At 65.1% G+C, this 24,792-nt stretch carries 22 protein-coding genes; 12 read left to right on the forward strand and 10 right to left on the reverse strand.

The features are described 5' to 3' along the window. The 8 genes from RCI06_RS05990 to RCI06_RS06025 form a co-directional block, all read left to right on the forward strand. Positions 1-1,053: ABC transporter substrate-binding protein (locus RCI06_RS05990; RefSeq protein ID WP_306575001.1), on the forward strand; the 1,053-nt coding region annotated here is incomplete at its 5' end. A gap of 221 nt (positions 1,054-1,274) precedes the next feature. Further along, positions 1,275-1,880, forward strand: a complete 606-nt coding sequence (locus RCI06_RS05995) for a 4Fe-4S binding protein (RefSeq protein WP_306575004.1) — start codon at positions 1,275-1,277, stop codon at positions 1,878-1,880. 23 nt (positions 1,881-1,903) lie between these two features. Then, the gene (locus RCI06_RS06000; protein WP_101551640.1) at positions 1,904-2,545 is read left to right on the forward strand and encodes an ABC transporter permease; all 642 of its coding nucleotides are present in this window, start codon (positions 1,904-1,906) and stop codon (positions 2,543-2,545) included. Then, positions 2,542-3,444 carry a glycine betaine ABC transporter substrate-binding protein gene (locus tag RCI06_RS06005; RefSeq protein ID WP_276870610.1) on the forward strand — a complete coding sequence of 301 codons (903 nt, stop codon included), beginning with the start codon at positions 2,542-2,544 and terminating at the stop codon, positions 3,442-3,444. Before RCI06_RS06000 ends, RCI06_RS06005 begins: the two co-directional genes overlap by 4 nt. Next, positions 3,441-4,172 carry an ABC transporter ATP-binding protein gene (locus RCI06_RS06010; protein WP_121586823.1) on the forward strand — a complete coding sequence of 244 codons (732 nt, stop codon included), beginning with the start codon at positions 3,441-3,443 and terminating at the stop codon, positions 4,170-4,172. Before RCI06_RS06005 ends, RCI06_RS06010 begins: the two co-directional genes overlap by 4 nt. 180 nt (positions 4,173-4,352) lie before the next feature. Further along, positions 4,353-5,042 carry a polyphosphate polymerase domain-containing protein gene (locus RCI06_RS06015; RefSeq protein WP_306575008.1) on the forward strand — a complete coding sequence of 230 codons (690 nt, stop codon included), beginning with the start codon at positions 4,353-4,355 and terminating at the stop codon, positions 5,040-5,042. Positions 5,043-5,063: 21 nt separating this feature from the next. Then, positions 5,064-5,738, forward strand: coding sequence for a DUF4956 domain-containing protein (locus RCI06_RS06020; protein ID WP_101551649.1), 675 nt, complete (start codon positions 5,064-5,066; stop codon positions 5,736-5,738). Positions 5,739-5,753: 15 nt separating this feature from the next. Then, positions 5,754-7,580, forward strand: coding sequence for a CotH kinase family protein (locus tag RCI06_RS06025; protein ID WP_306575011.1), 1,827 nt, complete (start codon positions 5,754-5,756; stop codon positions 7,578-7,580). A gap of 91 nt (positions 7,581-7,671) precedes the next feature. Here the strand turns inward: RCI06_RS06025 and RCI06_RS06030 are convergent, their stop codons facing one another. The 4 genes from RCI06_RS06030 to RCI06_RS06045 form a co-directional block, all read right to left on the reverse strand. Next, positions 7,672-8,802: a DUF4317 domain-containing protein gene (locus tag RCI06_RS06030; RefSeq protein ID WP_306575013.1), complete on the reverse strand. Its 1,131-nt coding sequence runs from the start codon at positions 8,800-8,802 to the stop codon at positions 7,672-7,674. Positions 8,803-8,938: 136 nt separating this feature from the next. Then, on the reverse strand, positions 8,939-9,970 hold the full coding sequence (locus RCI06_RS06035) for a bifunctional heptose 7-phosphate kinase/heptose 1-phosphate adenyltransferase (RefSeq protein WP_101551653.1): 1,032 nt from the start codon (positions 9,968-9,970) through the stop codon (positions 8,939-8,941). 9 nt (positions 9,971-9,979) lie between these two features. Next, positions 9,980-10,960: a hypothetical protein gene (locus RCI06_RS06040; protein WP_276874160.1), complete on the reverse strand. Its 981-nt coding sequence runs from the start codon at positions 10,958-10,960 to the stop codon at positions 9,980-9,982. Then, a complete protein-coding gene (locus RCI06_RS06045; RefSeq protein ID WP_276874157.1) occupies positions 10,961-12,355 on the reverse strand; it encodes an SIS domain-containing protein in 1,395 nt (464 codons plus the stop codon). It lies immediately after the preceding gene. 140 nt (positions 12,356-12,495) lie between these two features. Between RCI06_RS06045 and RCI06_RS06050 the strand changes: the two genes are divergently transcribed. Next, positions 12,496-13,710: an ROK family protein gene (locus tag RCI06_RS06050; RefSeq protein ID WP_101551659.1), complete on the forward strand. Its 1,215-nt coding sequence runs from the start codon at positions 12,496-12,498 to the stop codon at positions 13,708-13,710. Next, positions 13,710-14,654, forward strand: coding sequence for an ROK family protein (locus RCI06_RS06055; RefSeq protein WP_101551660.1), 945 nt, complete (start codon positions 13,710-13,712; stop codon positions 14,652-14,654). Before RCI06_RS06050 ends, RCI06_RS06055 begins: the two co-directional genes overlap by 1 nt. 52 nt (positions 14,655-14,706) lie before the next feature. Here RCI06_RS06055 and RCI06_RS06060 read toward each other — a convergent pair whose 3' ends face one another. The 6 genes from RCI06_RS06060 to RCI06_RS06085 all read right to left on the reverse strand — a co-directional run bounded on the left by RCI06_RS06060 (position 14,707) and on the right by RCI06_RS06085 (position 22,125). Next, on the reverse strand, positions 14,707-15,504 hold the full coding sequence (locus RCI06_RS06060; RefSeq protein WP_101551662.1) for a histidinol-phosphatase HisJ family protein: 798 nt from the start codon (positions 15,502-15,504) through the stop codon (positions 14,707-14,709). Between the two features lie 13 nt (positions 15,505-15,517). Then, positions 15,518-16,729 carry an ROK family transcriptional regulator gene (locus RCI06_RS06065; RefSeq protein WP_172439247.1) on the reverse strand — a complete coding sequence of 404 codons (1,212 nt, stop codon included), beginning with the start codon at positions 16,727-16,729 and terminating at the stop codon, positions 15,518-15,520. A 197-nt stretch (positions 16,730-16,926) separates the two neighbouring features. Then, entirely contained in the window at positions 16,927-17,940 is a 1,014-nt protein-coding gene (locus RCI06_RS06070; protein ID WP_101551666.1) for a beta-methylgalactoside transporter, read from the reverse strand. Positions 17,941-17,955: 15 nt separating this feature from the next. Further along, complete coding sequence (locus tag RCI06_RS06075) at positions 17,956-19,461, reverse strand: sugar ABC transporter ATP-binding protein (RefSeq protein WP_306575021.1); 1,506 nt, start codon at positions 19,459-19,461, stop codon at positions 17,956-17,958. A gap of 75 nt (positions 19,462-19,536) precedes the next feature. Next, positions 19,537-20,622: a galactose ABC transporter substrate-binding protein gene (locus RCI06_RS06080; RefSeq protein ID WP_101551671.1), complete on the reverse strand. Its 1,086-nt coding sequence runs from the start codon at positions 20,620-20,622 to the stop codon at positions 19,537-19,539. Between the two features lie 57 nt (positions 20,623-20,679). Next, positions 20,680-22,125 carry an L-fucose/L-arabinose isomerase family protein gene (locus RCI06_RS06085; RefSeq protein ID WP_306575024.1) on the reverse strand — a complete coding sequence of 482 codons (1,446 nt, stop codon included), beginning with the start codon at positions 22,123-22,125 and terminating at the stop codon, positions 20,680-20,682. 260 nt (positions 22,126-22,385) lie between these two features. Here RCI06_RS06085 and RCI06_RS06090 point away from each other — a divergent pair, with 260 nt between their 5' ends. Both RCI06_RS06090 and RCI06_RS06095 read left to right on the forward strand, forming a co-directional pair. Next, positions 22,386-23,327, forward strand: a complete 942-nt coding sequence (locus RCI06_RS06090; RefSeq protein WP_256152247.1) for an ROK family protein — start codon at positions 22,386-22,388, stop codon at positions 23,325-23,327. Positions 23,328-23,371: 44 nt separating this feature from the next. Next, a complete protein-coding gene (locus RCI06_RS06095) occupies positions 23,372-24,640 on the forward strand; it encodes a class II D-tagatose-bisphosphate aldolase non-catalytic subunit (protein ID WP_306575027.1) in 1,269 nt (422 codons plus the stop codon). Positions 24,641-24,792: the final 152 nt, after the last annotated feature.

The following is a 24,792-nucleotide window of genomic DNA, read 5'->3' on the forward strand; positions in this document are numbered from 1 at the left end:
CCCGCCGACACCGCGGAACCCGCCCCTGACGCGGCCACGCCCGCTCCCGCCGACAACGGCGAAAAGCCCTACATCGCGGTCGTCTCCAAGGGCTTCCAGCACCAGTTCTGGCAGGTCGTCAAAAAGGGCGCCGATCAGGCGGCCGCCGACCTCGGCGTTGAAATCACCTTCGACGGCCCGCCGACCGAGTCGGATATCGCCATCCAGGTCGACATGCTCAAATCCGCGATGGACAAAAAGCCCGCCGCCGTCTGCCTCGCCGCGCTCGACACCGAGTCGGTGAAGGAGCAGCTCCAGGCCTGCAAGGACAACGGCATCCCCGTCGTCGGCTTTGACTCGGGCGTTCCGAACGCTCCTGAAGGCTCCATCTACGCGACCGCTTCCACCGACAACTCCGCCGCCGCCGCGATCGCTGCCGAGCAGCTGTACGCTGACGCCGGCTTCCAGGCGAAGCTCGCCGCCGCCACCCCCGAAGCGCCGATCAACGTGGCCGTCCTCTCCCAGGACGCGACCTCCGATTCGATCATCTCCCGTACCTCCGGCTTCATCAACAAGCTCGTCGAGCTCGTCGGCGACGACTCCGTCAAGATCGTCGGCCATGACAAGTATGCCAAGGACGCCGCTTCCGCGAAAGTGATCGTCAACGTCAACGTCCCGGCCACCACCTCCGCCGCCGACCAGAAGACCGGTGCCGAGGCGCTGCTCGGCCTCGACAACCTCGTCGCGATCTACGGCTCCAATGAAAACGCCGCCGGCGGCATCCTCGCCGCTTCCAACGACGGCAACGACTTCAACAAGGACACCGGCAAGTTCAAGGACATCATCGCCATCGGCTTTGACGCCGGCAAGACCCAGCGCGTCGCCGTCGAGAACGGCTGGTTCCTCGGCTCCGTGACCCAGGACCCCTACCAGATCGGCTACAAGGCCGTCTCCCTGGCGGTTGACGCCATCAACGGCAAACCCGCCGCGAGCCCGATCGTCGACACCGGCGCCAAGTGGTACAACGCCGAGGCGCTCCAGGATCCTTCGATCTCCGAGCTCGTCTACGAATAACGCCCAATTCACATTCATTTCTTTCTCCTATTCTCGTCAGACCGGCTCCCCGCCCTGCGCGGGGGGCCGGTTTTCTCCTGTTCCCCGCCGCCACGGTATCCTTTGGGTACCTACGTTACCGGAAAGTGCTTACTTTACTTTGCGCGGGCGGTGTATTATGATGAAAGCGTCGAAAGAACGCGCCTCCCGGCGCGGGAATAGAATGAAAGGCGGGCCGATTTATGGACGCGCAATTCTATCTGAAGATGTTCCGGACGGTAAAGATCGCCTCCGCCGCGACGGTGGACGCCGACGGGAACCCGCAGTCCCGCATCATCAACGTGATGCTCTGCGAACCCGAGGGGCTCTATATCGTAACCTCGCGGGGAAAGCCGTTTTACCGGCAGCTTGCCGAAACCGGGAAGATCGCCCTCTCGGCGATGGCGCCCGACTGCCAGTCGCTCAAGTTGAGCGGCCGCGTGCGGAAGGTCGAGCAGAAATGGGTCGACCGGGTGTTCGAGCAGAACCCCGGCATGAACGAGGTCTACCCGGGCGAGAGCCGCTACGCGCTCGACGCCTTCCTCATCTATGAGGGCTCCGGCGAATGGTTCGACCTGCTCCACTACCCCATCCGCCGCGAGACCTTCTCCTTCGGCGGCGCGCCGGAGGAGCACTGCGGCTTTGAAATCACCGGCGGCTGCACCGGCTGCGGCGCCTGCGCCGACGCCTGCCCCCAGAAATGCATTTCGGAGGGCACGCCGTACAAAATAGCATGGGAGCACTGCCTGCAGTGCGGGCTCTGCTCCGAGACCTGCCCGGTGGGGGCGATTCGCCGGCTGCATCGGTAGGACTCAGATAAAGGGGAACACACATGTCACAAATACTGCGCCTCTATGGCGAACGGCGGGAGTTCTTCGCCGAGCTGCTTGTGCAGCACCTGCGCATCTCCGCGACCGCGATCGTCATCGCGGCGGCGGCCGGGCTGCTGCTGGGCGTCTATATCAGCGGGCACCGGCGGGCCGCGCCCTTCGTCATCGGGGTCACCAACGTCGTATACACGATCCCGTCGATCTCCCTGCTGGGCTTTTTGATCCCGTTTTCCGGCATCGGGGACACGACCGCGATCATCGCGCTCACCGTCTACGCCCTGCTGCCGATGGTGCGCAACACCTACACCGGCATCACCTCGATCGACCCCGAGATCATCGAGGCGGCGCGCGGCATGGGCAGCACCGACCTCCAGATCATGGTGCGCGTCAAGCTGCCGCTGGCGATGACCGTCATCGTCGCGGGGCTGCGCAACATGGTCGTCATGACCGTCTCCCTCTCGGGCATCGCCGCCTTCATCGGCGCGGGGGGACTGGGCGTCGCGGTCTACCGCGGCATCACCACCAACAACATCAGCCTCACCGTGGCGGGAAGCCTGCTGATCGCCGCCGTGGCGCTGTTGTGCGATTTCCTGCTCGGCAGGCTGGAGCACTATCTCAAAAAGAAATGGAGACTGGAACAATGAAACATCAAATCCGTAAGGTTCTCAGCGTTCTGCTGGCCGTCCTGCTCTTCGCGGGCGTTTTTTCCGGCTGCGGCAAAAAGGATTCCGGCGTCGTCAAGATCGCCACCAAGCCGATGACCGAGCAGTTCATCCTCTCGGAAATGCTCGCGCAGCTCATCGAGCAGGACACCGGGCTCACCGTCGAGATCACCAAGGGGATCGGCGGCGGCACCACCAACATCCACCCCGCGCTCCTCAAGGGCGACTTCGACCTCTATCCCGAATACACCGGGACCGCCTGGGCGTTCGTCGTGAAGCGGGAGGACGTCCCCGACGACGACACCCTCTACGCGGGCCTGCAGGAGGCGTACCAGAAGCTCGGCCTCAAATGGACGGGGCTCTACGGCTTCAACAACACCTTCGCGCTCGCGGTGCGGCGCGATGTGGCGGAGCAGTACGGCATTGAGACCTACTCCGACATCGCGAAGGTCTCCCCGGACCTCGTCTTCGGCGCGAACCCCGACTTCTTCGAGAAGGCGGACGGCTTCCCCCACCTCGCCGAGGCCTACGGCATGAACTTCAAATCCACCTCCGACATCGACATCGGCCTCAAATACAAGGCGCTTGAAAACGGCGACATCGACGTGACCAACGCCTTCACCACCGACGCGCAGCTCAGCGTCGCGGACATCACGCTGCCCACCGACGACAAGCACCTCTTCACCAACTACTACTGCGGCACCGTCGTGCGGATGGACACCCTTGAAAAGCACCCCGAACTCGAGCCGGTGCTCGAGAAGATGAACGGCCTCATCACCGACGCCGAGATGGCCTCGATGAACTACCAGGTCGAGGTGGAAAACCGCGATGAAAAGGAAGTCGCGAAGGAATTCCTGACCTCCAAGGGGCTGCTCAAATGAGCGGTGACCCGATCATCCGTTTCGACCATGTCGGCAAGAGCTACGGCGTCAACGACGTGCTCACCGACGTGAGCCTCTCGATCGCGCGCGGCGAGTTCGTCACCGTGATCGGCAGCTCGGGCTGCGGCAAAACGACCCTTTTAAAGCTCATCAACGGCCTGCTCTCCCCCGACACGGGCGCCGTCTATGTGGAGGGGCGGGACGTCTCGACCGTCGACCAGATCGTCCTGCGCCGCAACATCGGCTACGCGATCCAGGGGGTGGGGCTCTTTCCCCACATGGACGTGTGGCACAACATCGCCTACGTCCCCACCCTGCTCAACAAGCAGAACAAGGAGAAGACCCGCCGCGCGGTGAAGAAATGGATGGAGGTCGTGCGCCTCGATCCCGCGCTTGCCAGGCGCTATCCCGCCGAACTTTCGGGCGGGCAGAAGCAGCGGGTCGGCATCGCGCGGGCGCTCGCCGCCTCCCCAGACATCCTGCTGATGGATGAGCCGTTCGGCGCGGTGGACGACATCACCCGCAAGGCGCTGCAGGACGAGATTCTGCGCATCCACCGGGAGCAGGGCGTCACGATCGTCTTCATCACCCACGACATCGGCGAGGCGCTCAAGCTGGGGAGCCGCGTGCTCGTCATGGACCACGGCGGCATCGTGCAGGACGGCCCGCCCGACGAGCTGCGCAGCCGTCCCGCTACCGCCTTCGTGCGGGAGCTGGTCGGGGGCTGACGATCCATTACCACTTATACGGGAAGGCCGCAGGCAGATGCCTGCGGCCTTCCTTTTTTGCGCGCCGGACCTGTAAAATTTGGATGCGCCGCGGGTAAAATGTTCAGGATTTTGTCTCGATCCGCACACAAAAGCATCACACGGGCGCGCAAAAATAGAAAAAAACGAAGGAGCGCCGCCATGTGTGAAAGAAAATACCGGCATGAGCTCAAGCACTACATCAACCACGCCGACTATCTCGCCATCCGCCGGCGGCTGCGGGAGATCGCCCCGCTCGACCGCTTTTCCGGGCCGGACGGGAACTACACCGTCCACAGCCTCTATTTCGACAACCTCGACAACAAGGCCCTGCGGGAAAAGCTCGACGGGGTGAACAACCGGGAGAAGTTCCGCCTGCGCTACTATAACGGCGACCTCTCCTTCCTGCGGCTGGAGAAGAAATCCAAGCGAAACGGCCTGGGCTGCAAGGCGCAGGCGGCCGTCACACGGGAGGAGTGCGAACGGCTGCTCGCCGGGGACGCCGCCTGGATGGAAAACGACGGGCGGGAGCTCGTCATGGAGCTCTCTATCAAGATGCGCTGCCAGCTTCTGCGCCCGCTCACGCCGGTCGTCTACACACGGGAGGCGTACGTCTACCCCGCCGGCAACGTCCGCGTGACGGTCGACAGCGGCATCCGCACCGGCTTTTCCGCCGCCGGCTTCCTCGACCCCGGCGCGGTCACCGTCCGGACCGGAAGCCCCATCCTGCTGGAGGTCAAATTCGACGAGTTCCTCCCCGACCTCATCGGCGATCTCGTCCAGGAGCGGGACCGCCAGTCGACCGCCTTTTCCAAATACGCCGCCTGCCGCACCTTCTGCGGCCAACTCTGAAAGAACAGTGAGGTACCCAACATGACCACCTTCAACGATATCTTCAAGTCCAGCTTCCTCGAGAAGGTCTCCTCCTTCTCCCTGCTCGACATGGGGCTCGCCATGCTGCTTTCCCTCCTGCTCGGGCTCTTCATCTTCGCCGTCTACCGCAAAACCTTCAGCGGCGTGATGTATTCCGCCTCCTTCGGCGCGTCGCTCGTCGCCATGACCCTCGTCACCACCCTCATCATCCTCGCCGTCACCTCCAACGTCATCCTCTCCCTCGGCATGGTCGGCGCGCTGTCGATCGTGCGCTTCCGCACCGCCATCAAGGAGCCGATGGACATCGCCTTCCTCTTCTGGTCGATCTCGGCGGGCATCGTCACCGGCGCGGGCTTACTTCCCCTCGCGGTGCTCGGCTCCCTCTTCATCGGCATCTTCCTCGTCCTCTTCGTCAATAAAAAGAGCACCGACAACCCCTACATCCTCGTCGTGAGCTGCGCGGGGGACGAGGCCGAGGCGGCGGTCAACGGCTATGTCAACCGGGCGGTGAAAAAATCCCTGTTGAAATCCAAGACCGTCTCCCAGAGCGGCGTGGAGCTGACGGTGGAGGTCCGCCTCAAGGACATGACGACCCGTTTTGTCAACGAAATCTCCGCGCTTCCCGGCGTGAACAGCGCGGTGCTCGTGAGCTATAACGGCGAGTACATGTCCTGACCGGGCGCCGCCATGATGACCGGCAAGCGCTACTGGCTGATCGCGGGGGCCGCCATGGCTCTGGCGGTGCTGCTCCTGCTCGGCATGCTTTGGATGCCCGCCTCCCTGCGCGCCTCGCTCGAAAAGTCGGGCGGCGCCTATGCCGACAGGCTCTTCGGGAAGGAGATCGTCTCGATCGACATCCAAATGGACCCCGGCGAGTGGGACGACATGATCGAAAACGCCCGGCAGGAGGAGTACGTCTCCTGCGACGTGACGATCGACGGGACGGAGTTTTCCTCGGCCGCCATCCGTCCCAAGGGCAACACGAGCCTCACCGGCATCGCCGGGATGGACTCCGAGCGGTTCAGCTTCAAAATCCGGGCGGACAAATATGTCGACGGCCAGTCCTTCTGGGGTCTTTCCAAGCTCGTGCTCAACAATTCCTACGCCGACCCGACCTACATGAAGGAGGCCCTCTCCTACGATTTGATGGACTATCTCGGGATCCCCGCGCCGCTATGCACCTATGCCGAAGTCACCGTGAACGGCGAGCCGTTCGGCCTCTACCTGCTGCTCGAGGCGGTGGAGGAGGAGTTTGCCGAGCGCAGTTTCGGCGGCGGCTACGGCCAGCTCTACAAGCCGGAATCGGAGGGCGGCGGGGGCCGCGGGAGCGGCAACGACCTCGTTTACAGCGGCGACGACCCGGAGAGCTACGCCGCCGTCTTTGAGAACGCCGTCTTCCGGACGTCCGACGAGGACGAGCGCCGGGTCGTCGAGGCGCTCGCGCACCTCGACAGCGGCGAGAACCTCGAAGCGTATATCGATGTGGACGAGGTGCTGCGATATTTCGCGGCCAACGTCTTCCTCGTCAACCTCGACAGCTACCTGTCCAACCTCAAGCACAACTACTACCTCTATGAGGAGGACGGCAGGCTCTCGATGCTGCCGTGGGACTACAACCTCTCCTTTGGGGCGCACCAGCTCCGCTCCGCCTCCGACGCGGTCAACTTCCCCATCGACGACCCCTATTCGGGCACCTCGGCCGAAAAGAGCCCCATCCTCCAAAAACTGCTTGAGGTGGAGGAATACCGCGCGCGCTACCACGGCTACCTGCGGCAGATCGCGGAGGATTATGTCGGCGGCGGACGGCTCACCGATACGATCGAGCGGGTCAGCCGCCTGATCTCCCCCCATGTGCAGACGGACGCGACCGCTCTCTACAGCTATGAGGAGTACGATACCGCCGTCGTAAACCTCAAGCTCTATGTGCTCCTGCGGGCGGAAAGCGTGCTCGGACAACTCGACGGGTCCATCCCCTCCACCGGGGAGGGCCAAAAGGCGGACCCCTCCGCGCTGGTCGACGCCTCCGCTCTCAATTTCAGCGCGATGGGCGGCATGAACATGGGCGGCGGGCGCGGCGGGAACGGCTCCCCTCCCGGCCTGGAGGAGGGAGCGCGCGCCGGGCGTGGCCAGCGGCGGGAAGGCGGCCGGGACGGGGAACCCCCGGCAGAAGCCGGCCGGCCCGCGGAAGGCGAAGCCCGTCCGGAGGGCGAACCGCCGCCGGGCGGCGGGCAGCAGGAGGCCCGTACCGCGGACGCGGAAGCCGCACCGCCCGCCCTTCCCTCCGGAGGCCCCGCATCTCCGGGGGACGAGGGGCAGGTCCGGCAGGGAAACGTCCCGGGCGGGGACGGCGGGGGCTTCCCCGGCGGAGGCCCGGGCGGCGAATTCCCCGGCGGGCAGGCGCGGCAGCAGTTCCCCACGCTCCTGCTGCTGGAGGCGGGCGGCGGGGCCGTCCTCCTGCTGGCCGCGCTCCTCATCGTCCGCCGCTTCCGCCGCCGCAAACAGGGAAAACTGGCCTGAACGCGGCCCCGAAGCCGCAAGCCCACGCAAAAAAGGCGCCCGGCGGTCAATCCGCCGGGCGCCTTTCCACATCCGCTTTTAGGGCGCGCCGTCAAAACTTGCTGATGTTCACCCCGTTGACCTCGACGCCGTCGTTGGCGCGGATCAGGATATACCGCGCGCCGTCGATCACCCGCGTCTCGACCAGGTCGCTGCGCCCGGGGCTCACATGGATCGTCACGTCGGGGGTGCGGACCTCGATCCGTTTCACGTCGACGAGGTTTTGCGGGCTGACGTCCGCGTCGGCGCCGAACCCGGCGTCGAACTTCTCCTCAAATTCCGCCGCCTGCGGCTCCGCGACGCCGCACGACTCGAGCACCCGCCGCACCGTCTGCTTGGACACCACCAGCGGCGCTTCGGCCTTGTTCGCCTTGTGCTCCTCGACCATCTCGTACAGCCGGTCGTGGACCGCCCGCACGACGCCGTAGCTGCATTCGCCCGCCAGCGTCTCCCCAAGGATCGACTGGAAGGTCTCCTTCTGTTCGGCGGCGGGCATCGGCGCCTCGCGGCGAAAGACCGCGTCCACGAACTCCCCGTGGCTTTCCGCGATGTCGCGCGAGTAGTAGAGCGCGCCGTAAATGTTGGCGCTGCGGTCGTCGAACGCGGGGAACAGGAACCCGAGCTCGGGCGCGCCGACGATCCAGTCGGTCCGGCAGCTGCGGAAGGCGTTCTCGTTGACGTAATAACCCAGCGCGGGCTTTGTCTCCTTGATCGGGCAGACGGCGCACAGGATGTAGGAGTACACCTCCGAGGAGGCGTCGTCCTGCCGTTCCCCGTCCTTCGAGCGGCAGGGCACGTCGTATTTGTCCGCCGCCAGCAGGATCAGGTAGCCGCCCTCCAGCGTAAGCGACTGGATCACCCGCTGGAAAAAGGCCTGCACGGCCTCCTCGTCCTTCAGCGCGGAATCCCGCAGCGCCATCAGCAGCCGGTGCTCCTCGCTGTCGACGACCTGCTGCGTCGTAAAGGGGATGTCGACCAAATTCTTCCCGACCGTCCCCGAGAGGGCCCGGCGGAGGATTGTCAGCAGCTTTTCGGACTCCTCCTGCGGCATCACCGCGAGCGACTGGTCAATGCCGGTGACGATCTCCCGCTTGTCGTTGACGTAGCATCCCCGGATGTGGGTGATGTTCGACTTGTCGGGACGGAACCGGCGGCGGATTTCTGAAATTTCTTTTTCGTTCATAACTTCCTCTTGTCCTCTATGTATTCCGGCGGCCTTTGCACAGCCGCGCCGCCCGCTTATTATAGCACAAAGCGCGCGAAAAGACAGCACGAAAAAAGGCCGGCGCGCGGCGCCGGCCTTTCCTATGGTCCCGATCCTATTGTTCCAGGCGGGTGCGCAGGCGTTCGGCGACCTGCGCGCGGGTGGCGGTGCCCGTCCTGCCGATCTGCTGGATGGTGATCGAGGAGACGCAGTTTCCCAGCGCCGCCGCCTCGGGGGCGGAGAAGCCGAGGCAGAAGCCGAGCACGATGCCCGCGTTGGTCGCGTCGCCCGCGCCGACGATATCCACCGGCCCCTCCACATGGAAGGCGGGCACCGCGGTGACCGCTCCGTTTGCGAAGACGAGCGAGCCCTTGTCCCCCATCGTGACGAAGGCGGGACGGCCGGTGCGCGCCGAAAGCTCCCGACCGCACTCCTCCAGGAAGGCCTGCCCGGGTTCCCCGCTAAAGCCGGGGGCGCAGATGTGCAGCAGCTCGAGATGGTTGCACTTGACGATCACATGGCGGTACTCCCCCGCGAACGCGCGGGAATCGGCATAAAAGAGCTTTTCCGGGTTCGCCTCCGCCATCGCGCAGACGGCGGCCCGCACCCGGTCGGTCAGCGCGCCGAGCCCGCGCTCGACGAACTGGTCGGTGATAATCACCGCGTCCGCGCCCGTGAGAGCCTCCTCCAGCCTGCCGACAAGCGCGTCCTCATAGGCCCGCGGAAGCGGCGTCAGGCTGCGGAAATCCAGCCGCCCCGTTTCGCTGTAGCCGCCGTCGGGGTTCTTCTGCATCGGCTTGGTGTAGGTGCAGGTGCAGCGGCCGGGCGTCTCAAGCATGAAGCGGGTGTCCGCGCCGGTCTCCCGGAGCGCGCGCTCCAGCTCCCAGCCCTCCCCATCGCTTCCGAGCATCCCGACGCAGCGCACCCCAACGCCGAGCGCGCGCAGGTTGTTGGTGATCGTACCGCCCACCCCCGCGAAGATCGCCTTGCGGTCGAACTGGCGGGCGACAAGCCCCGTCTCGACCGAGAGCTCGTCGTTGGCGGGATCGGTATAGAGGTATTTGTCGAGGCAGTAGTCGCCGAACACCACGACGGTGCAGGCGGGCTCCCGTTCAATCGCCCCGATCATCCGGCGATAGTCGATCATGGCGCTCCCTCACTTTCCCGCGCTGTCGAGCTCCAGGATCATCCGCGCCAGCGCGGGAACCGTCCTCTGGTGCTCTCCCCGGATGTAATGGCTCACGCCGCCGTCCGCCACCGTGCGGGCGAGGATCGTCTTCCACGGGCGGAAATAGTAGCGCGGGTCGCTCTTGGGCGGCGCGGCCGAAAAGTCCCCGTTTTCGATCTCCAGCAGGTCGAAGACCGCGGTCGTGAAATGGGCGATCTGCCGCCCCTCCTGCCGCGCGACGTTGCGGGCCATCGCGAGCGCCTTGAGGTAGACCTCCGGTCCCGCGACCGCCGAGCCGAAGTTGAGGAACACCCCGTGCTCCAGCTTCGTCACGCTCTGCGCGTAGATGAGGAAATCGGTGTAGGACGCCTCTCCCATCGCCGCGCCGTCGCAGTTGGGGTGCTCGTGGATGATGTCGTTGCCCACGCCGATATGCACCGTGCAGGGCACGCCGAGGTGGTACCCCATGCCCAGCACGCTCTTTTCGCGGTTGGGGAGCTTCTCCTCCCAGATGTAGCGGCCGACGGCCTCGCCCCAGCCGAGGCCGTCCCGGACGCCCTCCTTGATGATGTCGTTGAGCCGTCCCGTCTCGGTCCACAGGCCGAACTGGCCCATGCTGATGTATTTGGCCACGCTCTCGCAGGTCCTGCCGATGAGCGCAAGCTCATAGTCGTGGATCGAGCCCGCGCCGTTGGTGGCGAAGTGGGTCACCAGCCCGCGCTTCATCAATTCGATCATGTGCAGGCCGTTGCCGGTGCGGATGACGTGGGCGCCGTACATCATCAGCACCGTCGCGTCGTGCTCCCGGCGGGCCGCCACGACGTCGCGCGCGATGGAGGGCAGCTCGGGGTGCGAAAAGGGCGGGACGGGATCGTCCAGCGACTTCACAACGCTGATGTCCACGTCGTGCACCCGCTGCTCGAGCGGGAAGATCTCCAGCCTGGAGCGGTCAAACTTCTCAAACGGCATTTAAATCCCCTCCCTGATCGCGTGTACGATTTGCCGGTACCCGGCAAAATCCGGAATGATCGCGTCCGCGCCCGCCGAAAGCAGGCGGCGGCGCTTCCATTCGTTGATCCCCTTCCGGCGTACCTCGTCCGTGGCGACGCCGAAGGTGTAGCCCCCGAGCTGCGCGACCAGCTCGATCTCGACATACCCGTCCCCGAAGGAGACGAGCTGCTCCGGGCGCAGGGTGCCGTCGGCAAAGAGCCCGCGCAGCACCTGCTCCTTGGAGCACTCGGTCATCTCGTCGCGCGCGCCGTGGATGGCGTCGAAGCAGCCGTCCAGCCCGAGCAGGCGCGCCTCATGGAGCACGTCGGCCTCGTCGGTGCCGCTCGCGAGGTGGCAGGCGATCCCCGCCTCCCGCAGCGCGCCGACCAGCTCCCTCACGCCCGGCACGAGCAGCCCGGACGGGTCGATCGTCCCGTTTTCCAGCCCCTCGCGCCGGTCCCGGATGTGGACGCCCAGCCGCCGCAGGTACTCCGCCTTGTATTCCAGCGGGTCCCGGTGGGGGCCGCCCCGCTTCTGGACCTCCTCGTCCAGCCGGATGCACTGGAAGATCGTCTGCTTGCCGGTGAGCGCGTCGACAAAGTCGGCGGCCACCTCGCAAAGCGTCTCGGGCGATTCCCCGGTCCCGGTCGCGCCGAGCACCTCGGCAAAATAGGGGACCATGATCTCCCGCCAGCCCTCCCGGATGAGGCTCACCGTTCCGTCAAAGTCGAAGAGCGCGGTGGTGATCCCCGCCTTCGGGTCGGGGTAACGGACGTACTCCACCCCCCAGCGGTCGGGCAGGACCTGCTGAATGACGCTTGAGAGGGCGTGCACATAGAGCATATGTAAGTCCTCGATCTGCTCCATCGAGTCGGTGGGCGCGATGAGCAGCAGGTCGCAGCGGCCCGCGAGCTTCCCGCCGTCCCGGCCGGAAAAGCCGATGGTGACGACGCCCATCTCCCGGGCGGTGTCCACCAGACGCACGATGTTGGGGGAGTTCCCGCTGCCGCTGTAGACGAGCAGCACGTCCCCCCGGTGCGCCTTGGTGCGCAGCTGGATGGAGAAGATCTCCTCATAGGAGAAGTCGTTGCCCAGGCAGGTCATGACCGCGCAGGAATCCGCGAGACACTCGGTCTTGAAGCCCTCGCGGTTGTGGACGCGGCAGCCCTTGAGCAGGTCGTTGCAGATGTGCGAGGCGGTCGCCGCGCTGCCGCCGTTGCCCGCCGTGTAGATCGTCGCGCCGCGCTCCTTGGCCTCGATGAGCGTCCGCGCGATTTGCGCGAGCAGGTCGAAGTCTGTGCGCATCGCGCGCGCCGCGACGTCCCCGGTGTATTCCAGCAGGGCCGAGGAGATGGCTTTTCCGTCAAAATCCATATCAAATCGCCTCCCGATGATGATGTGTCAGGTTTGTGCGAGCTTTCCTATTGCAATTATATCATGATGTGATATAATTGCAATAGGGTCAGGCAAAAAAATTTATCATATCGTGATATTTACAGAAAGGGGGCTTCTCCTTGCAGCGCACCGTGAACCATGACGACATGCGCAGCGCCAATATGGAAAGCGTCTTTGACTGCATCCGCGCCCACGCGCCCGTCACCAAGCGGCAGATCCAGTCCCTCACCGGGCTGAGCTGGGGCAGCGTCTCCAACCTCTGCTCCATCCTGCTCGAGCGGGGCGTCCTCCGTGAGCTGCCCGTCCGGACGGAGGGCGCGGGACGCAACCCCTCCGGCTTCGACATCAACCTGAAGGACAACCTCATCATCGGGCTGGACGTCAACCTCTCCGGACTCACCGGCGTGGTCTGCGACCTGCGCAGCCGGGTGCTCGCCCGCGTCTGGCGGCCCACCGAGGGGCGGAAGGGGGAGGACATCCTCCGCCTCATGAAGGAGGCCGCCGCCGAGCTGCTCGGGCAGACCGCCGCGGGCACGGTCAAGGGCCTCGCGATCGCCTTTCCCGGGCAGGTCGACGCCGAGCGGGGCGTCTCCCTCTGGACCCACCAGTTCGGGAGCCTCTCGGAGGTCAACATGCGGGAAATCTTCCAGCGGGCGTTCGGGCTGGAGGTCCTGCTCGAGCACGACCCCAACTGCATGGCGGTCTGCGAGCACTGGATGGGCGCGGCGCAGGACGTTGAGGACTTCCTCTTCGTGCGCCTCTCCTACGGCATCGGCATGGGCATCCTCACGGGCGGCGCGGTCTACCGCGGCCACAGCGGCGCGTCGGGCGAGATCGGCCACATGACCATGCTGCCCGACGGGGAGCCCTGCTGCTGCGGCAACCGCGGCTGCCTCGAAACGGTCGCGTCGGTCGACGCCATCCTGCGCCGCTGCCGCGAGCTGGCGGCGGACGGGCGGGCGCCGCTGCTCGCTTCGATCGCGGCGGACGGCCCAATCACCCTCGAGGCCGCCGCGCGGGCGGCGCGGCAGGGGGAACGGGCGGTCGCGGAGGTCTTTTCCCGCGCGGCGGACTACGCGGGCATCGCCGTAGCCAACGTCGTGAACATCATCGACCCGGCCGCGGTGGTCATCGGGGGGGAGCTGGCCGCCTACCCGGACCTGTGCATCGAACGGCTGCGCGAGACGGTCGGAAGCCGCGCGTGGAGCGGCCCGGTCGATCTGCGCGTCTCCTCGCTCGGCGGCGATTCCGCCGCGATCGGGGCGGCCGCCATGTTTATCCGGCGGGTCTTTTTCCGCATCTCCGAAGAACAGGCCGCATTGGGGGGATTGTAATGTATATCGGCGCGATTGACATCGGCGGAAGCAAAACGATCGCGGGGATCGTCAACGAAAATGGAGAGCTGCTTATTGAAAAGCAGATCGTCACCGAAAAATCGGACTGCGCGGCGCATTTCAACCGCTGCGCCGCCCTGCTGCTCGAGGCCGCGGCGGAATACGGCGTCCCCGCCCAAGCGCTCGAGGGGGTGGGCGTGAGCCTGCCCGGCATGGTCGACCACAGCCACAGCGTCCTGCTGCTCGCGCCCGGCGCGGGATGGCGGGACTTCCCCGCGGCCGAATTCCTGCGGGAGGCGCTGGGCATCCGCGCGCTCTGGTGCGAAAACGACGTCAACAACTGTGCCCGCGCCGAGCTCCGGTTCGCCGGCGCGCCCGAAAACTTCCTCTGGATCACCGTCAGCACCGGGATCGGCGGCGCGGTTGTCGCGGACGGGCGGGTGCTGCTGGGCTGCAACAGCCTCGCCGGGGAGCTCGGGCACTGCAAGGTCGAGTTCGAGCACCCCCTCCCCTGTCCCTGCGGTAGCCGCGGCTGCCTCGAGGCGCACGCCTCGGGCGCCGCCCTCTCCCGCCGGTTCGCCCTCCTGCTCGCGGAGGACCCCCAAGCCGCCGCCCTCGCGCGGGAACGGGGCGCGTCCCCCGACGCGGCGGGCTGCGCCGCGCTCGCGCAGGCCGGGTTTTCGCCCGCGCGGGCGCTCTTCGATCGGGCGGGCGGCTACCTCGGACAGGCGCTCGCCCCCGTCGTGAGCATGCTCAACCCCGAGCGGGTTTATTTCGGCGGAGGCGTCGCCCGCTCGCTCGGCCTGCTGCTTCCGCGGATGCGGTCGGCGCTCGACGCGCGCGCCGCCGAGTCCTGCGCGGGCGTTGAAATCCGCGCGACCGGCCTCGGCTACGAGGCCTCCCTGCTCGGCGCGGCCGCGCTCTTTCTCGAGCAGGCGCAGTAGCGCCCGCACGGCAGCACAAAAAAACAGCCGCTTTCGCGGCTGTTTTTTCTAGTCATTCATCCTCGAACGGATGGAAGACCGGGCGGCGCGCCCGGTAGGTGTAAAATCCCGGAAAGCCGCAGCTCTTCGCAAGCGCGGCGGCCTCCGCAAAGCCCTGCCCGAGCTTTTCGGGGCTGTGTGCGTCCGAGCCGAAGGTGAGCAGCCGCCCGCCCTTTTGCGCGTAGAGCCGCACGATCTCTTCACAGGGCATCAACTGGCCGAGGGAGCCGAGGGTGGAACCGTTCAGCTCCAGCGCGATCCCCCGCTCGACGAGGATCTGGAGGATCTCCCCGATCACCCGGAGGTTGTGCTCCACCTCCCGTTCGGTGAAGGGCGCGCCGATATACCGCTTGACGAGGTCGAAATGCGCGGCCACGTCGATCTCCGCCCGCCCGGCCATGTCGCGCAGCTCGGAAAAATATCTCTCGCACGCCCGGTCGGGCCCCTCGTCCCGCACAAGGGCACGCAGCTTGCCGTTATCGACGTTGTGCACCGAGCCGACGACCGCGTCGACCGGCCCGCGCGCAAAGAGCTCCCGGTAGCGTTCGGCGTACCGGTGGGGCTCGCAGAGCTCGATCCCTTTATAGACGCGCAGCCTCCCGGCGAACGCGCCGCGGCAGGCCGCGTAATCGGCGTCGTAGCGCGCCCGGTCGAGGTAGCCGTAGGTCGGCACCAGCGGGTTCACGCTGAAATGCTCGGTGAAGCAGATTTCCTCCATCCCCGCCGCGCACGCGGCTTCGCACTGCGCCTCCATCGGCGCGGCGGAATCGAACGAGTGCAGCGAATGAAGGTGGCTGTCCGCACGGTACATCCGCGGCGCCTCCTCAGGAGGCGTCCGGCCCGACGGCCGAGAAGAACGCCTGCTGGATGAAGAGGGAGGCCGCCCCGATGGCGGCGGACGACCGCCCGAGGTGGGAGACGCGGATGTCGATGCTGCGGCGGTTCCACACCCGTCTGTCGATGACCTCCCGCAGGTGGCGGTAGAAGGGCTCCTTCACGTCGGGCATCTCCCCGCCGAGGATGACCGCCTGCGGATCGAGCAGGTTGATGGCGGCGGATACCGCGAGGCCCGCGTAATCGGCGGCGCGGTAGAAGAAGTCGTAGACGGCCCCGTCCCCCGCGGCCGCGGCCTTCTCCGCCGTCTCGAGCGTCAGGGGCTCCCCCCGCGCGAGGAGCTCCGCGAGCCGGGGGGCGTCCCCCATGCGCGCGGCCTGCTCGCACCGGCTCAGCACCGCCTCCGACGAGGCGTAGATTTCCAGGCAGCCGTTGTTGCCGCAGTAGCAGGGCCCGCCGTCCGGGTCCATCGTGATGTGCCCGATCTCGCCCGTGGCGCCCGCGAACCCGTGGTAGATTTCGCCGCCGAGGATGATGCCCATGCCGATGCCGCGGGAGAGGCGGACATAGAGCAGGTTGGTCAGCCCCTGCCCCGCGCCGAAGAGCTGCTCCGACAGCGCGCAGCAGTTCGGGTCGTGCTCGATCACGACCGGCAGGCCGAACTCCCCCTTCAAGATGCCGCAGATGTCGAGCGGCTCGAGGCTGCAAAACTGCCGGGCGAGCACCGAGACGCCGCGCTCGGTGTCGACATGCCCCGGGAAGGCGACGCCGATCCCCTTGATGACCGACTGGTCGCTGACCTCCGCCATCAGCAGGCGGATGATCCCCTTCATCTGCTCGAGCAACTCGGAGATGTGGTTGCTGACCAGCTCCTGGTGGATCTTGGTCTTGACGCGGCTTTTGAGGTCGATGATCACGCCGGTCATGCCGATGACGTTGGTGTCGATGCCGATGATGAGGTTGTTTTCCAGATTGATGTCGAACGCCGTGGCCGAACGGCGCGATCCGGTGTCCACCCGCCCGGTTTCGCTGATGATCCCCCGTTCGAGCAGATCGGCGGAAAAGGTGGAGACCGCCCCCCAGCTCAGCCCCGTCTCCTCCTGGATCCTGCGCTTGGAGATGGGGCCGTGCTTGCGGATGCAGTTAAAGACGCTGAGCATGTTCGTGCTGCGCATCAAATCGTGCCTGACGGTTTCCGTCATGTTATCATCCCTTATCATTCAAATTCACGCTGCCGCCGCGAAGCGAGGGGAACAGTCAAATTATAGCACGCGTCCGGCTGAAAACCTAGTCCCATTTTGTTTCCAGAAAAAAGGCCGGCAGGCGGAAATATCCAGTGAGATATCTTCGCCGTACCGGTATAGATCAGATCAGTATGTATCGCAGAGGAATGAATCTGTTATTTGCGCCGGAGGTTTTTCCGGATGTCAAAGCCGACCGCCGCGATAATGATGATGCCCTTGATAATCTGCTGCCAGTACGGGTTGACGCCGATGAAGGTGAGTCCGTAGTTGATGATGCCGAAGATCAGCACGCCGACGACCATGCCCGGCACGGTGCCGATGCCGCCGGTGTTGGAGACGCCGCCCACGACGCAGGAGGCAATCGCGTCGAACTCATAGTTGAGGCCGTAGGCGGAGGTCGCGCCGCCCGTCCGCGCGCACTCGAGGAAGCCCGCGAGCCCGTAGAGCAGTCCGGCGATGCCGTAGACGCCGATCAGCGTGGCCGTCACCTTGATGCCCGAGACGTTGGCCGCCTCGGCGTTGCCGCCCACCGCGTAGACGTTGCGCCCGAAGCGCAGCTTTTTGAGGATGAACCACACCGCGAGCGTGACCGCCAGCGCGATGAGGATGATGACCGGCACCTTGCCGCCCAGCAGCCCGGAGCCCATGTAGGTGATGCTCTTTTTGACGCCGCCGATCGGCTGGGAGGAGTTGGGCGGCAGGTCGAAGTAGAGGAGGTTCACGCCCCAGGCGATGACCTGCGTGCCCAGCGTCACGATGAAGGGCGGGATGGCAAACTTCGCGATCACGGTGCCGTTGAAGAGGCCGAGCAGCATGCAGACGGCCAGCGCGACCAGAAACGGAACGATGATCGGGATGTCCGGCATGTTGGGATAGAACCGGCGGCTGTAGTCGATCGTCTGTCCGAGCGAGGCGGTCAGCACCGCCGCGAGCCCGAGAATGCGTCCGGCCGACAGGTCGACGCCGCCCGAGATGAGCACGAACATCATGCCGCAGGCCATGATCAGCTTGGTCGCGTTCTGGAGCAGGACGTCGCGCAGGACGTTGAAGGAGAAGAATTTCGGGTTGATGCAGATGATGACGACCACCAGCACCACCAGACAGAGGGTAATCGCGTTGTCGCCGAGGAAGCGAATCAGTTTTTTGGAAGTTTTGTTCGTTGCATCCATATTCCGGCCTCTTTTCTAAACCATAAATTTGGTGGCAAGGCGCATGATCTCCTCTTCATTGATCGCGTCGCCCTCAAGTTCACCGGCCTTTTTGCCCTCGCACATCACCATGACCCGGTCGGCCATGCCGATCAGCTCGGGCATTTCGCTCGAAATCATCACGACGCATTTGCCCTGCGCCGCGAGGTCGGCCATAATCGTGTAGATCTCGTATTTCGCGCCCACGTCGATGCCGCGCGTGGGTTCGTCGAGCAGCAGGACCTCCGGCTCGGTCAGCAGCCACCGGGCGAAAAGCACCTTCTGCTGGTTGCCGCCCGACAGGCTGTTCATCGGGGTGCGGATGCTCGGCGTCTTGATCGACAGGCGTTCGATGCTCTCCTCGGCCAGCTCGTTGCAGCGCCGGCCGTTGATCAGGCCGAGGAAGCGCGCCAGGCGCTTGTAGACGGCGATGTAGGTGTTTTCGCCCACGCCCAGCACCGGGAAGATGCCCGAGCCCTTGCGGTCCTCGGTGCGCAGGGCGATGCCGTTGTCCATCGCGTCGGTCGAGTTGTGCACCCGGATCTCCTTCCCGTCGAGGTAGAGCTTGCCCGCCCTGAGCGCGCGCAGGCCGAAGATCGCCTCGACCAGCTCGGTGCGCTGCGCGCCCACCAGGCCGCCCAGTCCGAGGATTTCTCCGCGGCGCAGCTCGAAGCTCACGTCCTGGAAGCTGCGGTCGTGGATCGACGAGAACCCCTCGACGCGCATGTAGACCTCGCCGGGCTTGTTCGTCTTGGGCGGGAAGCGGTTGCTCATGTCCCGCCCGACCATCTTGGAGATGATCATATCCGTCGTGAGGTCGGCGGCATTCCAGGTACCGATCATCGTACCGTCGCGCATGATACTGACCTCATCGGAAATTTTCTTGATTTCCTCCATCTTATGGGAGATGTAGATGATTGCGACTCCCTTGGAGCGCAGGTCGTTTATGATCGTAAACAGGTGGTCGACCTCGTCGGAAGTCAGCGAGGAGGTCGGTTCGTCCATGATGATTACCTTCGCGTTAAAGGAAACCGCCTTTGCGATTTCAATCGACTGGATCTGCGATACGGAGAGCGTCTTGACGAGCGCCTTCGGGTCGAGGTGGAGGTTGAGCCGCTCGAGCAGGTCCCGGGTGTCGTTATACATCTTTTTATAATCGACAACGATCCCTTTGATCGGGAACCGCCCCAGCCAGATGTTCTCCATGACGCTCAGGTGGGGCTCCGGGTGGAGCTCCTGGTGGATCATTGCGATCCCGTGTTCGATCGCGTCGAGCGCGCCTGAGAAATTGACCGGCTGCCCGTCCAGGATCACGTCGCCCTCGTCGCGGACGTAGATGCCGAACAGGCATTTCATCAGGGTGGATTTTCCCGCGCCGTTTTCGCCCATCAGGGCGTGCACGGTGGCGGGACGCACCTTGAGGGTGACCTTGTCAAGCGCCAGGACGCCGGGGAATCGTTTGGTGATGTTGTTCATTTCCAGGATGTAGCCGTTTTCACTCATCTCGCTGAGTTCCCCCTTTAGGAGCGCGGGGGACGGGAACCCGTCCCCCGCGCGTGCTGGTATGCCTGGCGCGGATCAGCTGAACTGGTCCACGTTCTCCTTGCTCACCGCGACGTACGGAATCCAGACGTACTGGCCGTCCATCTCGTAGCCGAGGCTCTCGGAGGTCGGGGTTTCGCCCTTGGCGAGCAGGTCGCAGAGCTGGACCACCGCGAAGCCCTGGTTTTTCGCGTCGTTCAGGGAGGTGGCGAGCATGGTGCCTTCGATGATGGCTTCCTTGCCGGGCTCGGTCGCGTCGACGCCGAAGACGGGCATATACTTGTCGCCGGTGAAGTAGCCCTGCGCCTTGAGCGCTTCGATCGCGCCGAGCGCCATGTCGTCGTTGTTGCAGAAGACCGCCTCGATGTTGTCATGCGCCGCGAGGAAGGTGGCCATCTTGTCCTGGCCCTTGACGCGGTCCCACATCGCGGTGTCCTTCGCGACCTCTTCCACCTGGAGGCCCGCGTCGGTCATCGCCTTGACGCAGTACTCGGAACGCAGCTCGGCGTCCTGATGTCCGGGCTCGCCCATGATGATGACGTACTGAACGATGCCGTCGCCGTTCTTATCGGCTTCCGGATGGCTGTTCCAGTAATCGACCATCGCCTTGCCCTGCATGAGGCCGGATTCCTCCGCCTTCGCGCCGACATAGTAGACCTTATCCCACATCGCCATGGCCTCTTCAAACGGCTCGGTGTTGAAGAAGACGACCGGGATGTTGGCGTTCTTGGCCTTCTCGATCACGACGTCGGCCGCGGAACGCTCCTGCATGTTGATCGCCAGGGCGTTGTACTCCTTGGTGATGTACATGTCGATGTTGTTGTTCTGGGTGGTCTGATCGGCTTTGGAATCGGTAAAGTCGATCGTGACGCCGAGTTCGTCGCCCTTGATCTTCATGTTGTTGCGCTGCTCGGTGAGGTAGGTGTCGTCGTATTTGCGGATGGACGCGCCGATGGTGATCTGTGCGGGAGCCGCCGCGGGCTCTTCGGCCGGGGCTTCCTCGGACGGGGCCGCGTCGGCGGCGGGGGCCGTCTCGGACGGGGCCGCAGCAGGCTCGGAACCGCACGCGCCCAGCGACAGGACGATCATGACAACGAGTAGCGCGGAAAGGATCTTTTTCATTCTTTTACCTCCAAATTCTCTCGTTTCTGTGTATTTCTGGCGTCTTCCGGCGCCGGATTACCAATTGGGGGCCTGTAAGTAGTCCGCGTAGGGGACCGGCTCGATCTTCTTCATGCCGAGCCAGCCCATCGCCTCGAGCAGCTCCTTTGAATAATCTCCCCGCACGATCGGGAAATGGTGGGAGAACCGCCGCACCAGCAGCGTGTTGACCAGGTCGAGCGCGCCGATGGGGGCCCCGTTGAGGGAGAGCCCGCCCAGCCAGCCGCGCGAGCCGTAGAAGCTCGGCTTCGTGTCCCCGAGGAAGCTGCCGTTCGCGACGAGCAGCTCGTCGGCCTCCCCCGAGATGCGCGCGATGGTCACCTCGCCGGGATCGAAGACCATGTCCCGCGTCACGCCGCAGCAGTTGGGCTCTTTCGCGCCCTCCTCGTGCGCCATGCCGTGGTAGTTGACGCTGAGCCGGTAGCCGTTCTGCCGACAGAACCGGCTGGCGGCGGGGCCGCAGTGCCACATGAGCACCGTGTCGTCCGCCCGGTCGAAGGCGCCCATGTCCATGAGCATCCCCACGTCGTCGGACAGGTATTTGAACAGCAGCATGCTGATCGCGCTCGTGAGGTCCCCCTCGCAGGCGGTGGGGATCCCCTTGTCGTTGAGCCCGCCCACGACCGCGCAGACGCTGTATTGGAACTCGTCCTGGAACTTCGGCCAGCAGCTGACCGCGATCGCGTCGTAGCCATACTCCTTAATAAAGTCGTCGTAGGCCAGCGAGAAGCGGGCGTTCGTTTCGAGGGTCTCGTCCGCCCGGCGGTTGAGCACCCCGCCCGCCTCGGCGGCGATGCGCTCCATCTCGGCGGACACCTGCGCGGCGGAGTAGGCGACCGCGCGGTCGCGCACCTCGGAATACTCGTGCAGCCGGTTGATGCGGATGCCGTCGAAGCGGCGGATGAGCGTGCGCTCGTCGTCGTAGAGGTCGTCGAAGCCGGGGGCGATGCCGCCGATCAGCGCGACCTTGGAGGCCTTGAGGTTCTTGATCGCGCGCAGCGCGCGCACGGTGACCGCGAGGCGGCCGCGGAAGAGCGGGTCCTCCACGTCCCCGAAGAACCATTTGATCGGGATGTTGTAATCCTTGAGGTAGTGGCCGATGATGCCGGAATACATGTTGATGGTGCAGAAGGAGTTGAAGGGCAGCACCCCCCGGTCGGCATGCTCGGGGATCGCCCACAGGCCGAGCGCCGCCCGGGCGCGGGCGAAGATCGGGGCGAGCGCGCCCGCCGAAAAGCTGGTGCACTGCAGCAGGATGAAATCCACGCCCTCCCCCTCGAGGGCCTTCACGGCGGCGTAGCCGTCGTCCGGCGTGATGACGGTGCCGGGATGGACATAGAGCTCGAAGCCCAGCTGCCCGGACAGCGCCCGCAGCTTTTGGGCGCTCGCCTCATAGACGCTTTTTTTGTCGCCCGGGAAGCTGAGCTGGGACGAACTGACCAGGCCGACCTTCAGCGATTGCATACGGATCATTCCCCTTTCCACGGCCTGCGCGGCCGGCAAACATCCGATATCACATCGTGATGTAAACTTTTCCTAAATGATATCACGACAAAATATCTTTCGCAATCTTTTTGCGCCAATTTCATTAATATTCACTATAAATTTCTTGTTTTATATGCAATTTGATGGTCACATTATTTTTTATTTGCATTTGTTGTTGACATAAATATCTTATCGTGATATATTAAAGCCACCTACCAAACAGGAGGAGGGATTGGGATATGTACTGGGCCGGCGTCGATATCGGCGGCACCAAAATCGCCGCCTCCATCGCTGCGGATGACGCCGTCATCCTCGGCACCGTCCGCCGCGCGACCCCTCCCGGCGCGGACTTCTCCCCCGTGTTTGAAGCCGCCGCCGCCATGGTCGGTGAGCTGCTCGCGGCGCGCGGCGCCACGTTGAAGGAGCTCTCCGGCATCGGGATCAGCTGCCCCGGCCCGCTCGATCTCGCGGCGGGCAGCATCGTGCAGGTCGCGACCACCGGCTGGCGGGAGGTGCCCGTGCGGCGGCTGTTTGAGGAGCGGTTCGGCGTGCCCGTGCGGCTCGAAAACGACGCGAACGCCGCCGCCTACGCCGAGGCCAGGGCGGGCGCGGGCCGCGGCTGCGGCACGGTTGTCTACCTGACCGTCAGCACCGGCATCGGCGGCGGGATCTGCGCGGGAGGCCGCCTGCTGGAGGGCGCGCACGGCTTCGCGGGCGAGCTCGGCCACGTCACCGTCGACCCCGACGGCCCGCCCTGCCCCTGCGGGGGCCGCGGGTGCGTCCAGCTCTACGCCTCCGGAAGCTCGATCGCCCGGAGGGCGCGGGAGCTGGCAGCCAAGGCCGGACCCGGCGGTTTTCTCGCCGGGAAGAAGGAGGTCACCGCCTACGACGTCGAATGCGGCGTGCGGGCGGGCGACCAACTTTGCGCCGGCGTCTGGGATGCCGCGATGCGCAAGCTGGGGATCGCGGTGGGCATCCTCAACCAGGTGCTCGACCCCGACCTGTTCGTCTTCGGCGGCGGGGTCTCCAACGCCTGGGACCTGATGGAGGGGCCGGTCCTCGCGTCCGCGCGGCGGTACTGCTACACCGACACGGCGCACCACATCCGGCTCGCGCGGGCGCAGCTCGGCGGGCTGGTCGGCACCACCGGGGCGATCCTGCTGGCGCGCGACCTGCTGTAAACGGAACGTTATGAACCGACGTCATAGAATTGGAGGTCATCCAGATGCAAAAACCGGGACTCAGGGAATTCATGCAGGGCATCTACAAGCTCGAAGAGGCGCAGAACCTGCGCTGCACCATGCTGGGGATCGGGCCGATGTCCGAAAACCTCATTGAGGCGTGCTTCCTGCTCGCGAAGAAGAAGGACTTCCCCGTGATGTTCATCGCCAGCCGCAACCAGGTGGACGCGGACGAATTCGGCGGCGGGTACGTCTGCTCGTGGAACCAGGACACCTTTCGGCGGGACATCGCCAAGATCGCCGGGCGCTGCCGGTACGACGGGCTCTATTACCTCTGCCGCGACCACGGCGGCCCGTGGCAGCGGGACAAGGAGCGCAGCGACAAGCTCCCGGTGGCCGAGGCGATGGAGCTGGGCAATCGCTCCTATCTGTACGACCTCAAGGCGGGCTTCGACCTGCTGCACATCGACCCCACCAAGATCCCCGACGTGGGCGACGTGGTCCCGATGGACATGGTGCTCGACCTCACGATCGAGCTGATCGAATACTGCGAGGCGCAGCGCAAGGCGCTCGGCCTGCCGCCCGTGGCCTACGAGGTGGGCACCGAGGAGACCAACGGCGGGCTCACCGGTGTGGAGTCCTACAACCAGTTCATCAACACGCTCGTCGAGCGGCTGAACGCCAAGGGCCTGCCGCTGCCGGTGTACATCGTCGGCCAGACCGGCACCCTCACCCGCCTGACCGAGAACGTCGGCCACTTCAACGCCGACCAGGCGGTCGCCCTCTCCAAAGCCGCCCGGGTGCACGGGGTCGGCCTCAAGGAGCACAACGGCGACTACCTCTCCGACTTCATCCTCGAGCTGCACCCCGCGCTCGGCATCACCGCCACCAACGTCGCGCCCGAATACGGCGTGGTCGAGACCCAGACGCTCCTGCGGCTGGCAAGGATCGAGCGGTGGCTCTGCGACCGGAAGATGCTCTCCGGCCCCTCCCGGTTCCCCGAGGTGTTCACCCGCGCCTCGATCGCAAGCCAGCGCTGGCGCAAATGGATGGTCGGCGACGCGCGCGGCTACACCGTCGACCAGGTGCTGGCGGACGAGGCGCTCTCCGCCGAGGTGGTCGAAATCTGCGGCCATTACACCTTCAACGATCCGGACGTCAAGGCGGAGATCGCCAAAATGTACGCGGGCCTCGAAGCCGCCGGGCTGGACCCCCACCGGATCGTCGTGAACGCGGTCATGAAATCGATCGAGCGCTACGTCGACGCCTTCAACCTCGAGGGGATCACCTCCAAGGTGGCGGCGGTCCTGTAAATCCGAACACCTGTTTCTCCCCTTCGTGCCCCCGGCCGCGTAAATCCCGGCCGGGGGCGATTTACGTTTCTGTCATATAAACATAAACCACCCCACCAGACAACAAAGCGCCAAGACGATTGCCGCGAGAGCGTTTAAAGAGGGGGGGGGGG

It is taken from the genome of Anaerotruncus massiliensis (ex Togo et al. 2026) (genome assembly GCF_030825285.1).
Classification (GTDB): Bacteria; Bacillota; Clostridia; order Oscillospirales; family Ruminococcaceae; genus Anaerotruncus; species Anaerotruncus massiliensis.

Excerpts from the sequence above, each read along its gene's own strand:
- RCI06_RS06035 (WP_101551653.1), bottom strand. The coding sequence starts at position 9,970 with ATGATCGACTATCGCCGGATGATCGGGGCGATTGAACGGGAGCCCGCC.
- RCI06_RS06020 (WP_101551649.1), top strand. The coding sequence starts at position 5,064 with ATGACCACCTTCAACGATATCTTCAAGTCCAGCTTCCTCGAGAAGGTC.
- RCI06_RS06025 (WP_306575011.1), top strand. The coding sequence starts at position 5,754 with ATGACCGGCAAGCGCTACTGGCTGATCGCGGGGGCCGCCATGGCTCTG.
- RCI06_RS06040 (WP_276874160.1), bottom strand. The coding sequence starts at position 10,960 with ATGCCGTTTGAGAAGTTTGACCGCTCCAGGCTGGAGATCTTCCCGCTC.
- RCI06_RS06060 (WP_101551662.1), bottom strand. The coding sequence starts at position 15,504 with ATGTACCGTGCGGACAGCCACCTTCATTCGCTGCACTCGTTCGATTCC.
- RCI06_RS06090 (WP_256152247.1), top strand. The coding sequence starts at position 22,386 with ATGTACTGGGCCGGCGTCGATATCGGCGGCACCAAAATCGCCGCCTCC.
- RCI06_RS06065 (WP_172439247.1), bottom strand. The coding sequence starts at position 16,729 with ATGACGGAAACCGTCAGGCACGATTTGATGCGCAGCACGAACATGCTC.
- RCI06_RS05995 (WP_306575004.1), top strand. The coding sequence starts at position 1,275 with ATGGACGCGCAATTCTATCTGAAGATGTTCCGGACGGTAAAGATCGCC.
- RCI06_RS06045 (WP_276874157.1), bottom strand. The coding sequence starts at position 12,355 with ATGGATTTTGACGGAAAAGCCATCTCCTCGGCCCTGCTGGAATACACC.
- RCI06_RS06010 (WP_121586823.1), top strand. The coding sequence starts at position 3,441 with ATGAGCGGTGACCCGATCATCCGTTTCGACCATGTCGGCAAGAGCTAC.
- RCI06_RS06015 (WP_306575008.1), top strand. The coding sequence starts at position 4,353 with ATGTGTGAAAGAAAATACCGGCATGAGCTCAAGCACTACATCAACCAC.
- RCI06_RS06075 (WP_306575021.1), bottom strand. The coding sequence starts at position 19,461 with ATGAGTGAAAACGGCTACATCCTGGAAATGAACAACATCACCAAACGA.
- RCI06_RS06055 (WP_101551660.1), top strand. The coding sequence starts at position 13,710 with ATGTATATCGGCGCGATTGACATCGGCGGAAGCAAAACGATCGCGGGG.
- RCI06_RS06085 (WP_306575024.1), bottom strand. The coding sequence starts at position 22,125 with ATGCAATCGCTGAAGGTCGGCCTGGTCAGTTCGTCCCAGCTCAGCTTC.
- RCI06_RS06095 (WP_306575027.1), top strand. The coding sequence starts at position 23,372 with ATGCAAAAACCGGGACTCAGGGAATTCATGCAGGGCATCTACAAGCTC.
- RCI06_RS06080 (WP_101551671.1), bottom strand. The coding sequence starts at position 20,622 with ATGAAAAAGATCCTTTCCGCGCTACTCGTTGTCATGATCGTCCTGTCG.
- RCI06_RS06070 (WP_101551666.1), bottom strand. The coding sequence starts at position 17,940 with ATGGATGCAACGAACAAAACTTCCAAAAAACTGATTCGCTTCCTCGGC.
- RCI06_RS06030 (WP_306575013.1), bottom strand. The coding sequence starts at position 8,802 with ATGAACGAAAAAGAAATTTCAGAAATCCGCCGCCGGTTCCGTCCCGAC.
- RCI06_RS06005 (WP_276870610.1), top strand. The coding sequence starts at position 2,542 with ATGAAACATCAAATCCGTAAGGTTCTCAGCGTTCTGCTGGCCGTCCTG.
- RCI06_RS06000 (WP_101551640.1), top strand. The coding sequence starts at position 1,904 with ATGTCACAAATACTGCGCCTCTATGGCGAACGGCGGGAGTTCTTCGCC.